The organism is Pseudoalteromonas phenolica (assembly GCF_005886345.1).
GTDB classification, from domain to species: Bacteria; Pseudomonadota; Gammaproteobacteria; order Enterobacterales; family Alteromonadaceae; genus Pseudoalteromonas; species Pseudoalteromonas phenolica_A.
On record NZ_PNEC01000001.1, the window covers coordinates 1 to 15,947 of the forward strand.

The 15,947-nt window shown below is 39.6% G+C and carries 15 protein-coding genes and 1 tRNA gene; 5 read left to right on the top strand and 11 right to left on the bottom strand.

Going from position 1 to position 15,947, the window contains the following annotated elements:
* Positions 1 to 570: 570 nt before the first annotated feature.
* A complete protein-coding gene (locus CWB72_RS00005; RefSeq protein ID WP_138628327.1) occupies positions 571 to 1,509 on the bottom strand; it encodes a porin in 939 nt (312 codons plus the stop codon).
* A 293-nt stretch (positions 1,510 to 1,802) separates the two neighbouring features.
* On the opposite strand from CWB72_RS00005, the gene CWB72_RS00010 reads away from it, so the two are divergent.
* The gene (locus CWB72_RS00010; RefSeq protein WP_138628329.1) at positions 1,803 to 3,041 is read left to right on the top strand and encodes a response regulator; all 1,239 of its coding nucleotides are present in this window, start codon (positions 1,803 to 1,805) and stop codon (positions 3,039 to 3,041) included.
* Between the two features lie 48 nt (positions 3,042 to 3,089).
* On the opposite strand, the gene rarD is transcribed toward CWB72_RS00010, so the two are convergent.
* Positions 3,090 to 3,974: an EamA family transporter RarD gene (gene rarD, locus CWB72_RS00015; RefSeq protein WP_138628331.1), complete on the bottom strand. Its 885-nt coding sequence runs from the start codon at positions 3,972 to 3,974 to the stop codon at positions 3,090 to 3,092.
* A gap of 168 nt (positions 3,975 to 4,142) precedes the next feature.
* Here rarD and recQ point away from each other — a divergent pair, with 168 nt between their 5' ends.
* From recQ to CWB72_RS00030, 3 genes are all read left to right on the top strand, one after another.
* Positions 4,143 to 5,960, top strand: a complete 1,818-nt coding sequence (gene recQ, locus CWB72_RS00020) for a DNA helicase RecQ (protein ID WP_138628559.1) — start codon at positions 4,143 to 4,145, stop codon at positions 5,958 to 5,960.
* A 1-nt stretch (position 5,961) separates the two neighbouring features.
* Positions 5,962 to 6,258, top strand: a complete 297-nt coding sequence (locus CWB72_RS00025) for a DUF3630 family protein (protein ID WP_130254062.1) — start codon at positions 5,962 to 5,964, stop codon at positions 6,256 to 6,258.
* Positions 6,259 to 6,363: 105 nt separating this feature from the next.
* Positions 6,364 to 8,037: a hypothetical protein gene (locus CWB72_RS00030; RefSeq protein WP_436409837.1), complete on the top strand. Its 1,674-nt coding sequence runs from the start codon at positions 6,364 to 6,366 to the stop codon at positions 8,035 to 8,037.
* Positions 8,038 to 8,059: 22 nt separating this feature from the next.
* On the opposite strand, the gene CWB72_RS00035 is transcribed toward CWB72_RS00030, so the two are convergent.
* Positions 8,060 to 8,134, bottom strand: a tRNA-Arg gene (locus tag CWB72_RS00035).
* A 246-nt stretch (positions 8,135 to 8,380) separates the two neighbouring features.
* On the opposite strand from CWB72_RS00035, the gene CWB72_RS00040 reads away from it, so the two are divergent.
* On the top strand, positions 8,381 to 8,563 hold the full coding sequence (locus CWB72_RS00040; protein WP_058031038.1) for a hypothetical protein: 183 nt from the start codon (positions 8,381 to 8,383) through the stop codon (positions 8,561 to 8,563).
* Here the strand turns inward: CWB72_RS00040 and CWB72_RS00045 are convergent.
* The 8 genes from CWB72_RS00045 to CWB72_RS00080 form a co-directional block, all read right to left on the bottom strand.
* Positions 8,560 to 9,384, bottom strand: a complete 825-nt coding sequence (locus tag CWB72_RS00045; RefSeq protein ID WP_138628333.1) for a phosphotransferase — start codon at positions 9,382 to 9,384, stop codon at positions 8,560 to 8,562. The two genes, CWB72_RS00040 and CWB72_RS00045, sit on opposite strands and share 4 nt — an antisense overlap.
* Complete coding sequence (gene pnuC / locus CWB72_RS00050; protein ID WP_138628563.1) at positions 9,371 to 9,994, bottom strand: nicotinamide riboside transporter PnuC; 624 nt, start codon at positions 9,992 to 9,994, stop codon at positions 9,371 to 9,373. The genes CWB72_RS00045 and pnuC overlap by 14 nt, the downstream gene beginning before the upstream one ends.
* On the bottom strand, positions 9,994 to 10,245 hold the full coding sequence (locus CWB72_RS00055) for a YkoF family thiamine/hydroxymethylpyrimidine-binding protein (protein WP_138628335.1): 252 nt from the start codon (positions 10,243 to 10,245) through the stop codon (positions 9,994 to 9,996). Before CWB72_RS00055 ends, pnuC begins: the two co-directional genes overlap by 1 nt.
* Positions 10,246 to 10,295: 50 nt before the next feature.
* Positions 10,296 to 10,796 (bottom strand): nuclear transport factor 2 family protein, encoded by a 501-nt coding sequence (locus CWB72_RS00060; protein ID WP_138628337.1) that lies wholly within the window; start codon positions 10,794 to 10,796, stop codon positions 10,296 to 10,298.
* A 52-nt stretch (positions 10,797 to 10,848) separates the two neighbouring features.
* On the bottom strand, positions 10,849 to 12,228 hold the full coding sequence (locus CWB72_RS00065; RefSeq protein WP_138628339.1) for a Gfo/Idh/MocA family protein: 1,380 nt from the start codon (positions 12,226 to 12,228) through the stop codon (positions 10,849 to 10,851).
* A 150-nt stretch (positions 12,229 to 12,378) separates the two neighbouring features.
* Positions 12,379 to 13,449, bottom strand: a complete 1,071-nt coding sequence (locus tag CWB72_RS00070; RefSeq protein WP_138628565.1) for a phosphotransferase enzyme family protein — start codon at positions 13,447 to 13,449, stop codon at positions 12,379 to 12,381.
* A 40-nt stretch (positions 13,450 to 13,489) separates the two neighbouring features.
* On the bottom strand, positions 13,490 to 14,377 hold the full coding sequence (locus tag CWB72_RS00075) for a sugar phosphate nucleotidyltransferase (RefSeq protein ID WP_138628341.1): 888 nt from the start codon (positions 14,375 to 14,377) through the stop codon (positions 13,490 to 13,492).
* A gap of 132 nt (positions 14,378 to 14,509) precedes the next feature.
* Positions 14,510 to 15,940: an NAD-dependent succinate-semialdehyde dehydrogenase gene (locus tag CWB72_RS00080; RefSeq protein WP_138628342.1), complete on the bottom strand. Its 1,431-nt coding sequence runs from the start codon at positions 15,938 to 15,940 to the stop codon at positions 14,510 to 14,512.
* Positions 15,941 to 15,947: the final 7 nt, after the last annotated feature.

Genomic DNA, 15,947 nt, shown 5'->3' on the forward strand with positions numbered 1-15,947 from the left:
ATTAAAAGTTTTTTGAATCCGGAGATTCGTGCTCAATGAATTCTGTATAAATTGACTATATAGTCACTCATAAGAAATTGAGACTCTAAATTTATTGCTCCTGAATCAAGAGCTGTTAGAACTCAATCTGTACGAGTGCCCACACAGATGATTGCTTCATATTTTTAAAGAACATTCCGGTTACCCGGGTGTAACTCTATGAGTTACTGCAGCGTTGCTGCGAAGTGGAGCGAAATAATAACGACTTCACTTTTTGTGTCAACACTTAATTTTAATGTTTTTCTTAAGAGAAAGTTTAAAGCTAAGTTTTATTTGACTCGACATCGTTTTGATTTGCTTTTCAGCGCCTCGCTCCGTGTCAGTGGATGCGCATTATAGGGAGAATTTAAAAGTGCGCAACCTCTTTTTTCAATTAATTTTAAGAAACATGCTCAAATGCTCAAAAAGAAAACAAAAAACACTAGAGACACCGCTTTTTGTTTAAATTTCATACAGAAATTTCTATTTTAGCCCCCAAAAACAAAAAAAGCAGGCCTGGGCCTGCTTTATAAAATATCTAAAGCATGAATATTAGAATTTATATTCAATACCAAGACCTAAGTAATCTTCTTCTGTACCCTTGTCTTCATCAACTGTTGAGTAGAAGCCATATAGTTTGGTTGATTTATTCAGTTTGTGATCAATACCAACACTAAAGCCGTCTACATCTTTTGAACCTACTGCATCAAAGTCGATTGTTTGATATTGCACTTTAAAGGTGTTTTTACCAAAGCCATATGCAGCATTTAATAGGAAGCCCTCAGCAGTGCCTGTACCTTCTACCTTTTCTTGTTTCTGATACATAGCACCTAATTTAAGTGCGTCAGTTGCTTTAAATTGACCTGTTACACGTAAAGCGTCATAACCTTTTACTTCACTATCACCCGCTACAGCAACATAATACTTAGACTTTTTCAGCTTTGAATCACCATACGTGATTGCCCCAGAGTAGCCATTTTCGCCATCTGTTGAGTCTTCAGCAATGAAAGTTGCTAATACTTTGAAGCCATTAAAGCTTGCTGACTTATAAGAAATCGTATCGCCAAGGCGGTTTTCACCTTTAAACAGGTTTTTAACATCAGCTTCTAAATCATTAAACTGGTCTACTTTACCTTGTGAAAGTTTAAAAGCAGTATCGTTACGGCCAATCACTACTTCACCGAAACTGCCTTTTAATCCAACATACTGACTTCTTGCTGTGATATTGTCTTTATCACTTTTTGAATCAGCATCTGACACATCAACTTGGAACTCAAGCTTGTAAACAACTTCTAAACCACCGTCTAGTTTTTCTGACCCTTTAAAACCAAAGCGTGACGCATTGCTTTTGATCTCTGTCGCACTTCCTGCGCCTTCATCACTTGATTGCACTGACACGTTAGCTTTACCGTATACTTTAACATCTGCATGAGCATTTGCAGAAAGCGCACCTAGAACCGCTAAAAGAAGTGTTGATTTAACTAGTTTCATGTAATTTTCCTCAATATCGCAACACATGATAATTCAAAACGACGCTATTTTCTCAGCACTTAATGACAGAAATATTACACACAAAATATTAATATCAAATAACTGAAAAAAAACTGCAGCAAAAAAGTCATAAAGTTATGTTTCGTTGGATAATTATAGAAGAGTAAATGCGTAAATACGTAATTCTATTTAGATATTCTAAGCAATTTTTTAATGTATGTTTCATTGAATTGCTTTTTATTTGAGTTAAGGTTAAATGTTAAAGTAAGAAAAAATTTCTGAGCGAGTATTGAGTGACACGTCGTATCCTTATAGTTGAAGACACCCCCACTATAGCTAGGGTTCAAAAACATATTGCAATATCTGCAGGTTATGAAGCAGATTTAGCTACCTCGTTAGCTGAAACCAAAGCCTTTCTCGCAAATAATACTTACTTTTGTGCAATCGTTGACTTTATATTACCTGATGCGCCAAATGGCGAAGCTATTCATTTTACTGTTAACTCTGATATTCCAACTATCGTAATGACAGGCAACCTCGATAATCAAACCAAAGAAACTGTCGAAAAGTATCCCATTATTGATTATGTCACCAAAGAGAACAAACAAGCTTATCAATACTTGAAAAAACAACTGATTAGACTGCCTAGAAACGAATTTGTTAAAGTATTGGTTGTTGATGATTCAAAGCAAACTCGCAACTACGTTAGCTCACTTTTAGCTAGACACAAATATAACGTTTTAGAAGCATCTGATGGATTAGAAGCATTAGAGGTTTTAAAAGAAAACCCTGATATTTCAGTGATCATTACTGACAACGAAATGCCTAATATGAATGGTGAAGACTTATGTAGTGAAATAAGATTGCAATATTCAAATGATGAAAAAGCCATCATTGGGATTTCTAGCTCAAATGCATTACACCTATCAGCTCGCTTTATTAAAAGAGGTGCAAACGATTACCTCAGAAAGCCCTTCAACGCTGAAGAGTTTTACTGCCGATTAAGTCAAAACGTCGATATGTTAGAGTATATCGCCACAATTAAGCGCCAAGCAAACTCTGACTATCTTACAGGTCTTCCCAATAGGCGTTATTTTTTCGAGTTTACCAATAAATCTTTAATGCGCAAAGCTGCAAGAGAAGCTAAAGCTGGTTTAGCAATGATTGATGTTGATCACTTCAAGTCAATTAATGACAATTATGGACACGATGCTGGAGATGATGTTTTAAAAGCTCTGGCACAAGCGTTTGAGGCTCATTTTGTCGGGCAACTTACAGCAAGACTTGGTGGAGAAGAGTTTGCGATATATTTTGAAAATGAGACTCCTGAAGAGAGCTTAAAACTGTTAGAAAAATTTAGACGCTATCTTGACGAACATAGTGCTGGTTTAACTGAGCACAATATTCACTTCACCGTGTCTATTGGTTTTTGTTTTACCTGTAGTTCAAACGTCGATAGCTTAATAAAAGAAGCAGACATTAAACTCTATGATGCAAAACAATCAGGTAGAAATAAAATAGTCTGCCGTTGATATTTAAATGGCATGCTCCAAGCTCATTGAGCATGCCATTTGGATAAGTTAATTTTTCCTCGCTACTCTCAAGCTATCCCAACTGTATAAAGCAAGCGCACCCCAAATACAGGCAAACGTGATCGCTCTTTCAATTGTAAACCCTTCATCATATAAAGTGACCGCTAAAGTAAACATAATGCTTGGACCTAAATACTGAAATAATCCCAACGTAGAGTAAGGTAAACGCTTCGCTGCGCCAATAAAGCACAGCAAAGGGAGCGTAGTAACAACACCTGCACTGACCAATAAGAGATTCAAAGCTGTTTCATTATTGAACATATCGGTACTGGCTGTTGCAGGTGTGACATACCAATACAAAATCGCAAATGGCATTAAAATCAGAGCTTCAATTAGTAAACCGGGTAATGACTCAACGGGCATTTTCTTACGTAAAAGACCGTAAATAGCAAAAGAGCCAGCCAAAGCGAAGGCTACAACAGGAAAAGAGCCATACGCGGCCACTTGCATTAAAACCCCTAAAGAAGCAATTCCAACTGCAATGATCTGCCATTTTCGTAATCGCTCAGACAGAAAAATAACGCCTAACAAAACATTGAGCAATGGATTGATGTAATAACCTAAACTCGCATCAAGCATATGATCATTATTTACAGCCCAAATAAATAACCCCCAGTTAAAGCCCAATAAAGTAGAGCTCACGCAAAGTAAGCCAAGTAGTTTAGGTTTTTTAACTATGTGCTGTATGTGATGCCATTGTTTTGCTGCAACTAAAATAAGCACTAAAAATAGTACAGACCAAATTATCCGGTGCGTCAGAATTTCTAACGCAGAAATAGTTTCAATTTGCTTAAAATAGATAGGCGCCATGCCCCACATTAAAAATGCTAAGACAGCATACAGATAACCCTGTTGGGTTTGATTTTTTAGCATTAGCACAACTCTGTAAGTAAAAAGACATTATACCTTGCGAAGTTCGATGCAAATAGCTAGAAGAGAGGTACTTAGCAAGATAACTGTTACAACGCTTGTAAACTCCCTGCCACATCAGCGCAAATAAATTTACAGACAAGCAGCTCAAAAGCCACTAAAATGCCGGCCATGAAACCTGACGATACATCTGAATACGCAACACTGGCAAAGCAAGCATTAGCTGACACTTTCGGCTATAGCGAATTTAGGGTTGGCCAAGAAGCAGTGATTAATGCGGCGTTAAATGGCCAAGACACTTTGGTACTTCTACCAACTGGTGGGGGTAAGTCATTATGCTATCAAATTCCTGCTTTGTTATTCTCAGGTGTGACGATTGTCATTTCTCCACTTATTTCATTAATGGAAGATCAAGTTTCACAATTGCGAGCCATCGGTGTTAGTGCTGCATACATTAATAATACCGTAGCTTTTGAGCAGCAAAATGAGATTTTTACTCAGCTTGCACAAGGGCAACTCAAACTCTTATATGTTGCTCCCGAAAAAGCCTTGCAATATGACTTTATCCAAAGGATGAAAAGCTTACACATTAGCTTTTTTGCCATCGACGAAGCCCATTGCGTATCACATTGGGGTCATGACTTTAGACCACATTACCGACGCTTAAGTGAGTTAAAGCAACACTTTCCCCACAGCCCTATAATGGCACTGACCGCCACCGCTGATATCGCGACACGCCATGATATTGCTCACCAGCTTGGATTAAATACACCTTATATCCACACTGGCAGCTTTGACAGGCCAAATATTCGCTACACCATTGAAGAAAAATTCAAACCTCTTTCTCAGTTAATGCGTTATTTGCGAGAACAGAAAGGTCAAAGTGGCATTATTTATTGCACCAGTCGTAAGCGTGTTGACGATATATCTGAAAAACTCGCTGAAGCAGGCTTTAATGTTGCCGCTTATCATGCTGGCATGAGTAATGAACAACGTCAATTTGTGCAAAAAGCATTCGCAAGAGATGACATTAATATTGTTGTCGCGACTGTGGCATTTGGCATGGGGATCAATAAATTAAACGTACGATTTGTTCTGCATTATGACATTCCCAAAAGCATAGAGGCTTACTACCAAGAAACAGGCCGAGCAGGACGGGATGGGCTTGCCGCAGAAGCCATCATGTATTTTGATCCTGCTGACATTGGCCGAGTAAAGCGTTTTTTTGAAGATATTGCTGATGAATCAAGGCGTAAAGTAGAAGAGCAACGCTTTCAGGCCATGGCCAACTTTGCAGAAGCACAAACTTGTCGCCGTCAAATTTTACTTAATTACTTTAGTGAGTATCAGAGAGAGCCTTGTGGTAACTGTGATATTTGCCTTAATCCACCTAAACGCTTTGATGGTACTTTAGTCGCTCAACAAGCTCTTTCATGTGTGTATCGAGCTCAACAGCGCTTTGGTTTAGGGTATATCGTAGATTTACTCAGAGGTGCAAACACCAGCCGGATACGTGATAACGGACACCATGAGTTAAGCACCTATGGAATTGGCAAAAACCACAGTGTTGAATATTGGCTCAGTATATTGCGCCAACTTGTCCACCATGGACTACTTGCACAAGATATAACCCAAGGAGCAAGCCTGAAATTAACCGAGGCTGCCAGAGCGGTTTTACGAAGAGAGTATGAATTGCAACTTGCAGAGCCTAGGTTGCAAGCTAAGCATGTATATCAAGATAAGCTGGCACAATTTAATTACGATAAAAAGCTATTTGCTAAACTGCGAAGTTTGCGCAAAGAATTAGCCGATGCCGATGATGTACCACCTTATGTAGTATTCAATGATAAGACTTTAGCTGAAATGGCGCAAAAGATGCCAACTGATGATGCAGAGTTTTTAAATATCTCAGGGGTAGGCTTTAGCAAACTTACTAAATATGGCGCACCATTTATGCAACTCATCCGAAATTATCTAGCAGCGAGCTAACATGACAAAAATAACTCTCAATGCAGAATTTAACTTTTTACAGATCATTCCTGTGTGCTTTCCTGACGCAGACGAATTTACCTTCTGGGGTGAAATTTTTTTGTCGCAGGAAACAATTTCAATATTAGAAACGTCAGAGGGCGCAGATCGCCATCAAATCCGCTTTTGTTGGAAAAATTTTAATTTTAATCTCAACTTTGAGCATTATAGTGAGAGCCTTTGGATTAATGCTGAAGGAATTGAAGCTGAATCACAGCTTGAGCAATTGCAAAAAACACTCCAATCTTCTTTATCATAATAATTAGACAGCCCTTAACTTTTCTGCTTAATATAATGATATAAAAGAGGATTAAAAGTAGGAGTAAAGGACGTGGTAGCAAGATATTCTCAGGCAATTTTATTCTTGTTTCCGGTACTTTGCTATAGCCCTGAGCTATTGGCAACTAGCGCTCCGTTTGATTCTCAAGCAAATAGCTGTAGTAACCAGCGCCAAGCCAGTCAAGACGACCTAAACTTAAAACGTAAACTGGATACCCAACAAACATACCCGAAAGAAAGCAATAATAAACGCATTACCAAAATATCTTTAAAGCAGTTGAATGTGTTTGATACAAGCTTGCCTGAAGAAAATAATTTCTTATTTCGCTTTGCTAATCGCGCACACATTACCACCGAGCCCGATGTTATTTTAAGTACTTTATTATTCAGTCAAGGCTCTCAATATAATATAAAAGATCTAGAAGAGTCAGAGCGTTTACTGAGACAACAAAACTATTTATATGATGCCCGTATTTATGCTGAAGAAAACTGTCACGACGAAGTGCATGTCACGGTTGTAACGAGAGATCTCTGGACACTATTGCCTGATATAAGTTTTAGTCGAAGCGGTGGCGAAAACACCTCTCGGATCGGGTTTAGAGAAAGTAACCTGCTTGGTTATGGAAAGCGATTATCTTTTACAGCCACAGAAGATAAAGACAGAAATGGCTACCTATTTGTTTATGATGACCCTGCTATCTTATCAAGTCGCTATCGAGGAAGAATTGAATATGCTGACAACTCTGATGGTGAAAGGCATTATTTAGGGGCTTATTTACCCTTCTACTCAATAAAGACCAAATATAGCTATGGGTTTTATAATTATGCGAATAAACGGGTAGAGTCGATTTATTCCCGTAATGAAGTAATCTCTGAGTTTATTCAAGATTCTGAGATAAGAGATCTCTATTACGGTTTTGCCGTGCAAGCTCCAAAGCAATGGATTAATCGATTCAGTGTCGGGTTACATCAAGAAATTCATTCTTTTGCCCCAACGGTTTATTCAAATCTACCTATCGCTGATGACCGTGATACAAGCTATCCATATATTAAAGGACAATGGCTGCAGTCAGATTATATAAAAGTACGAAACTTTGACTCCATTTACAGAACAGAAGATTTAAACTTAGGTTGGAATATTCAAGCGAAACTGGGATATTCATCAAAAAACTGGGCCGATGATGACAGTCATCTAATTTATCAGTTTTCAGCCAGCAGAGCACTCTTCACAACTGAAAATAGCCTATGGCGCTTTAGCTCAAATATACAAGGTGAATGGAATACAGAGCAAAACCAAGCTAGAAATTTTGTCAGTGCAGTCAATATTCAATATTACTTAAATACCAGTATCCAGCAGTCATGGTTTGCCAACCTTTCACTTACTTATGCCAAAGGGTTAACTGCTGACAATCAGTTAGTATTAGGTGGTGAAACAGGATTACGTGGTTACCCCCTCAACTACCAGCAAGGAAGTCGAAGCGCGTTAATAAACATAGAAAAGCGTTATTACTGGGAGTATGACCTACTGCAATTATTCAAGGTCGGTGGCGCACTGTTTTTTGATATGGGAAAAGTTACAGGAAAAACTCAAATAGAGACAGACAACTCGTTATTAAAAAATGTAGGCTTTGGGCTAAGGTTTGCACCAAGTAGGGCCAATGCAGGGACAGTTTTACATTTAGATGTCGCGGCGCCGATTAATAGAGAAGATAATATAGACAGTATACAGTGGTTATTTACAGTGAAAAACCGCTTCTAGCATTAGGTTTGATAAAAGCTCATGGCGCTCTCGGCAGGGATCGAACCTGCAACTCAGCTTCCGGAGAGCTACGTGATATCCATTTCACCACGAGAGCACACGAACGACATGTATATTAATGTCATTCCCCATTAAATACTAGCATTTCACTTTCAGCTGCTTAAATAACAAACTAAAAACGAAAATATTCATGCTTTTTAGCGAATTTATACATTTTTGACTATGCTTAGGTTTTGATTTACCAGTATCATAGACAGAAATTACTACGTTTTATTAACAATTTATGCCGTATAGTGCGGTTAAAACAATAATAAAAATTTACACACATCGAGAGGAATTTACTATGAGTCAAATGACCACACAGCAAGTTGCTGAGTTTTTAGAGGTAAAAGTGGAAAGAGTAAAAAGACTTGCTCGAGAAAACTTATTAATTGCCAAAGGTGAAGATGCACAAGGTGATCCGGTTTTTGATCAAACTGATGTTGAAAAGTACAAAGAGTTAGCTAAACGATTAGGCGGTATCTAAGTCGCATTTAGCTCATCTAATAGCGATAAGAGTGAGGCAGCTTTTTCTGCTTCACCACGCTCTTCATACCAAGAGATACACAACAATAGATAAGCAACTCTAAAACCTCTTAACTTCTCCACTGCATAATCAGGTACTTTTAAGCCCATTTGGTCATAGTAAATTGCCAGCATCCGAACTATGTCTTCATCATTCATCCAAAAGCTCGTTGCAACTGCCGCTAAGTCAAAATATACATCTCCAATAGCTGCATATTCAAAATCGATAACAATTACTCCATCTTCTGTCGGGATCAGATTCTCTCTGACCAAGTCATTATGGCAACAGCCAAGTTCCTTTGGGTAACTCTCAAGTAAGTGTAGGCAGTACCTTAGCTCTGAATGAGTACGTTGTTTAAAAGTAAGGCTTAAATCAGACAGTGCTTGTTTTAAATCAAGCGAGACAGATAAATTAACCGATGGCTGTTTATGTACTAAAGCGATTGTCTCCACCAAATTACATAGGCGTTTTTTATCTATGCCTGCTACCGCTTCATCAACATAAGTAAATAACGCGACTTTAAGGGCCGCATCCCAGCGAATAACATCTTGAATATTGGGCATTGTTGCCGCCAAAAAGCCTTGAAAAGTAAGACTGGGTATCGGCATGTCTTTTTGATAGAGCTTAAGCAAATATTTACTCTGTTCCACAACTAGTAAATAGTTATGATTACTCAACCCTGCTGTGATTTGATAACACGCTTTGACTTGACTGCAAGGGAAAGACTCAGCTACGAAGCCTTTTACTGCTCCATGCAAGTTCTGAAAATTAAAGGCTCGCAAGTGGTAAGCCGTTTCTTTGTTCGTGTTCTTCGTACCAACGCTTGTAGCCCCAACAGGCTATCACCGTGTAAAACACATAAAGTACAAATGTCGGGTAATACCCTTTCACAAAGAACAGGTACATAGATGCGGCATTAATGATGATCCAATAAAGCCAGTTCTCTAATACCTTTTTAGCCACTAAATACGTTGTCATCACAGCAAAACAGGTTGTAAAACTATCAAGATACGCAAAATCAGCATGGGTATAATTGTCCATCACAAAGCCGATACCTGTTGCCGTTAAAGCGGTGACAATGATGATGTAAATATGTCTTAACAATGGCCAAGAAATAATAGGGGCGACTGAATCAGGCTGCTTGCCTTGTTGCCACATATACCAACCCACTACCGCCATTACCATGTAATACACATTTAATGCGGATTCCATCAACAACGCACCATTCCAATACATAATGGTATAAATAAACGTACTAAGAAAAGCCGCAGGCCAGCACCATTGATTCTCTTTCACAGCCAAAAAGACATAAGCCAGAGAAAGTATGACTGCGATGTACTCCCAGCCAGACATAGCAGTAAAACCGGAAAATGTGGCGCTTAGAAATTCAATCATTGCGGCGATAAATCTCCAGAAATGAACTTACACACAAAGACTATCTTCCCAAACTCTTCAAACGAGTGTTTCATTTCTTGTTGTAGTACCGACATAACGAGGTCATATTCACCAAATACTTGCGTCGACATAGTATTGGTTAACACTTTAAGCTCTGGATGTGTATTTAAGCGCTCAATAAAGGCTTTGATAAAAGGGATATAGTCTGAGTGAAGTGGGTATTTGCTAATTTCTACAGATAGCTGCATTTTGAAATCCATAATAGAAGTGTTTTACCTATTTTAGCCTCTGAGATTTTTTAAGGAATAGTTTTATTGAGGTTTTTACCCATCATAAAATCCGCTTTAGGCGTGTAATTGATCCAGTCTTGCTGGTGCGTAATGAGCCCTTTCTCATTAAATTGAAGCGTCATAACAAATCGCCAAGGTCCCATTTGTTGTTCATGGTAAATAAATTCATTGAAGTGCCCTGTTATAACGGCTTGCCGCTGTTGTTCATCAATAATCAAGTGTTCTACTTTGAAGGTCTTTAAATCATCTATTACTTTAAAATTACCATCATTCCAATTATAAAATGCAGCGATTTCTGATTTTCCTTGTGCATGATGACCATATACTAAATCTTCTAATTGTGCAGAATCTGCATATAACTTTAAAAATGCATCAAAATCAACTCTGGCCTGATAGATTGATATAAATTGTTCAACTTGAGGTTTTATAGTGAGCGCATTATTTTGTTCAAGTGGGCTTTTACAACCAACTAAAAGCAAACCAATGAAAATAGCAAAGCACCTTGTCATATATTTTCACCTCAACAATCAAAAAAGCGCGCTCATCGCGCGCTTAAAGTCATTAACTACCCACAATACCTAATGGCGTGGCATTTTTCCATGCACCTCGGGTAAAGTCTGGAATACTAATAGATTCACTGCGGTTCGCGACTGACTGAGCTGAAAGTGGTGAGATCACCGACCAAGCTGCACCATCATAGACATCTTGATCTAGCGCTTCACCGTTGCGTAAACAATAAATCATGCGCCAGAACATTAAGAAGTCCATACCACCATGGCCGCCATTGCGCTCTGCCTCTGCACCCATTTTCATCCAAAGTGGATGATCATATTTATCATACCAAGGGGTCATGTCATGCTCCCACTCGTGGTAGTTACCTATGTTGCCACCTTTTTCGAGTGCGATACGATTTGGGAAGCCAGCAAATACCCCATTTGTGCCTTGGATCAGGTTATGACGAGAATAAGGTCTTGGCGTCGTTGTATCGTGTTGTACCATGATGGAACGACCTTTAACGGTTTTGATCATAGTTGTATTCATATCACCGGCAATATAATTCAATTGATTACGCTGATGATCGGCTGGAAATTCACGCTGAGCGTAAGCGGCTCGACCCAATGCCGGAGAGCTCATTGACGTTAAATAATCAAAACGGTCTCCACGGTTGATATTCATGTACTGAGAAACCGGACCTAGCCCATGTGTTGGATACAAGTTACCATCACGCTTTGCATGCCAACCCGTTCGCCAAGAACCCGTTTTATGCTCGATTTCTTTCATTTGCCAACGTAGTTCATGAATATAAGCAGCTTCACCGTGCAGTAATTCACCGAATAGCCCCTGACGAACCATATTAAGCACCATCAACTCATCACGACCATAGTTGACGTTTTCCATCATCATACAGTTTTTCTGAGTGCGCTCTGCGGTATCGACAATATCCCACATCTCTTCGACTGTGAGGGCCAAAGGCACTTCAACAAATGCATGCTTGCCACTGTTCATGGTGTCAATGGCCATTGGCGCATGCCACTTCCAAGGCGTTGAGATGATCACAATATCAATATCATCACGGGCTAGCATATCTTGATAGGCTAAATCCGCACCTCGGTACAATGCTGGTTTTTTTAAGCCTCGCTCAGCAAGGTAATTGGCAGAACGTTCCAAAACCTCATCATGAGTATCACAAATTGCGACAATTTCAGCACCTTCAATATGGCTCATGCGGCGAACATGACCATAACCTCGCTGACCAACACCGATAAACCCGACTCTGACTACGTCCATTTTTGGTGCGATAAGACCAATAACCGATTTACCTTTCTGAGTCGGTACAAATGCTGTGCTTGAATTTGATGTTTGCGCACACCCCGCAGCGACACTAGCAGCAGCGGCAACACCAGCCGCTTTAAGAAAGTCGCGTCTATTTAATTGTTTCATTATTATTTTTCCTCTTTGTAACAATCTCACCCTAACCAATAAGTAAAGCGCTGTCATTCAGTTGCGACCAATATATTTTCCTATTTTGTTTTGGCACAAAAAAAGCGCCTATGGCGCTTTTTATATGTCTATATGTTTTAACTAATCAATTTAGCTGTGTATTAATTTTTCAAGCAAGGCTTCTTTTGCAACTACATCTTGATATAACTTGAACTGATTTTTCGCTCTTTGGAGATTATGCTCACTGTGCTTAGTCGCAAAGTAATTATCACCATCTAAGTAATCGGTTAAGAAACGAAGACCAATCATAAATGGCATTACTTTCGCTCCCAGTAAAAAGCTTTGCTTTTCTTCTGGTGTAAGCTCATTTTCTAATGGTGCAACATAACCTTTAACTAAAGCAGCAAAAATCTCTTCTCGTACTCGCACATTATCAAGGTTTGTTGAATCTTCTTCTTCAGGTGAGCAGAAGGTACGCACCATATCACCAAAATCAAACAGCCAATAACCTGGCATACATGTATCAAGATCAATCACTGAACGTGCGCCATCGGTTTCTTTACAGAACAGCATGTTATTGATTTTAGTGTCATTGTGACACGGTCTAAGTGGAATGCTGCCATAGATAGATTCTAGCTCATCTGCAAGACCAAATTGCGCTTGGCAAAACGCAATTTCCTCTTGGCATTTTTCAGCTCTATTTTGGCTATCTGCTTCAAGTTTGTCATTAAACGCAGCAATTCGCATCGCTAGGTTATGAAAGTCAGGAATAACATGATGCAGTACTTGTGCATCAAAGTCTGACAACGCTTGTGCAAATTGTCCGAATGCATTGGCAGCTGTTTGCGCCTTTTCAGGACAACTCACCACGTCTTCGCTGTAACTCTTACCAATAAACTCTAGAGCACGCCATACTTCACCGTTTATTTTGACTAAAAAACTACCTGATGTAGTTGGTAAATGTTTAATAATCTTTAAGTCGTAAGCATTACTTTCAGCTTTTTTCGTTAAATGCTGTTCAATGGCTCTGGCATTTGCTACCAAATGCTCTGGATTCGGAAAAACATCAGTGTTCAGCTTTTGTACTACCACTGAGTGCTGCTCATTTGTTAACAACATTGTGGTATTAATATGACCACTACCAATGGGTTTCATTGTGGCTGTTTCTTGATCTAAACCGAATTGTTGCGACAAATACTCAGCTATCGCAGTGTTAGTCATAGTAACCTCAGGTGCTGGTGAAAAAGGCGTGGTAATTTGCTCATCCTTGACGATGTTCATAAATTTTTCCTGCTACGCTTTCTAATTCTTTTTTAAATGTGACACCAAACCAAAAATCAACTGCTGAATAAACACTCACCGAAACAAGATCGTTTTCTATACAGGTTTGGATGCAATTAGGTAAATAGTACTCTTTCTTGACATCGCTGTCATAAGCTTCTAGGAATTTTTTAAAATCATTTTCAAGTTTAGCCATCAAGATGGGTGTAATACCCCAAAAAGTCATAGAAGCTAGGCTATGGCTGTCTAGTGATTGTAATTTGCCCTCAATTTCTCCCACCAAACCATATTCTGTTTGATGAATATTTAAGGTTTCAGTCACGCGCTTAAGTGATTGTTGCTCGACTTCACAAATACCTCGGTTTACTCCCCCTTGCTCAGAGAGCGTTTTTTCAATAGGGAAGGCAACCATAGCCATACTGCTAGCATCTTGCGATTGACTGAAGTGCTCTACCATTTGTTTATAGGCATTTGGTCCATAATAGTCGTCAGCAGTAATAATAACAGCAGGGCCAGCCACATAAGGCTTTGCACATAATAATGCGTGCCCTGTGCCCCAAGGCTTAGTGCGATGCTCGGCTAAATGCTTAAACTCAGAGGGCAGCATATCAATACTTTGCTCAACCAAAATAACTTTCATCGCATTCGGTAGTCGCGGTAGGATTACTTGCTCTAATTCTGCACGAACGGCTTTATTAATGATTAATACCGCTTGCTTGATACCAGCATTGAATGCATCTTCAATGCTCAGTTCCATAATAGTGCGCTCAAGTTTGGGCAGAGGGGTAATTTGTTTGTTACCACCAAATCGACTACCAAGCCCACCGGCTAGCACCACAAGCGTTAAATTATTTTGCTCTGTTGCCATTTAAAATTGTTGACCAAAAATTAACAGGCGCAAGAGTGTACCAGCTTTAAGTTAGATAATCAGCGAAAAATTGTATACACATTAGTGGTACAAGTGAGAACACCAACACATTCTCACCAGAATTATTTTGGTTCAATAGCTTTGGCAGAGATATTTAACTTCTTGGTATTCCTCAAGCCCTTGCTTTGCCCCTTCTCGACCAAGACCTGATGCTTTCATCCCGCCAAATGGCGCGACTGGGTTTGAGATGAGTGCTTCGTTAATACCCACCATGCCATATTCTAGATTTCTCGCTACACGCTGAACTTGTCCCATGTCTTGCGAATAAAAATACGCAGCTAAGCCTTCATCAACCGAGTTAGCCATAGTAAGTGCCTGAGCTTCATCTTCAAAAGTTTGAATAGCGACCACAGGCGCGAAGATTTCACTGCGGCTTATCTCCATACTTTGCTTTACCTCGGTCAGAATAATAGGCGCCATAAACTGCCTCGCTTTTTCTTCACCTTGGTAGACAATCTTGGCACCTTTCAAGGTGGCATCTTCAACTAGGTTTTGTGCTTTTTGTTTCGCTTGTGCGTTAATCAATGGGCCTAAATCGGCGTCTTCAGTAAAGCCATCAGCCACTTTTAAACTAGCAGTTTGCAGCTTTAATTCTGCTAAGAATTCACCTAAACGCGTGTTTTGTACTAAGACTCGATTGGCTGCCACGCAAGTTTGACCCGCATTTCTAAATTTGGCCACCATCAACCCTTGCACTGCTTTTTTAATATCAGCACTTTCAAATACCATAAAAGGCGCATTACCACCGAGCTCAAGAGAAGCTCGCTTAATTGACTGGGCGCTTTGTGATAACAAAATTTGCCCGACTCGTGTTGAACCGGTAAACGTAATTTTTCTAACTTGCTTGTGTTCGCAGAAAAACGCACCAACCTGTGCAGCATCTTCTGTGACTAAGGTTTGAAAAGCACCCACTTCCATACCCGCTTGCAATCCAAGCTGGCACAGCGCCAATGCACTTAATGGTGTATATTCAGATGGCTTGAGGATAAAACTACAACCCGCAGCATAAGCCGGCGCGACTTTTCGGGTGATCATGGCAAGAGGGAAATTCCACGGTGTAATGCCAAATACCACGCCTATCCCCTGCTTAATGACAGTCAGCTGTTGAGTTGGACTATTAGCCGGAATAACTTCGCCATAACTTCGTAGTGCTTCATCAGCAAACCATTTAACAAAACCCGCAGCGTAATCAACTTCTGCCAAAGATTCTTTTAAAACCTTGCCTTGTTCAAGGGTGACAATTTCAGCCAATGCCTGCTTATGCTCTAAGATCAAACTATGCCATTTTAATAACACATCGCTACGCTGTTTAGCAGTTGTTGTTTTTAGCGCTTCAAAACATGTAATGGCAGCATCTAATGCCTGCTTACAGCCTGCCATATCAACCGATGAAAGTGTTTCAATTAACTGCTCGTTAGCTGGGTTATTTACGGTGAAAGTATCGCTACCTTGATACAACTTGCCATTAATAAGTGAGCTATTTAACGCCTTATGCCAATACATGTTTTAT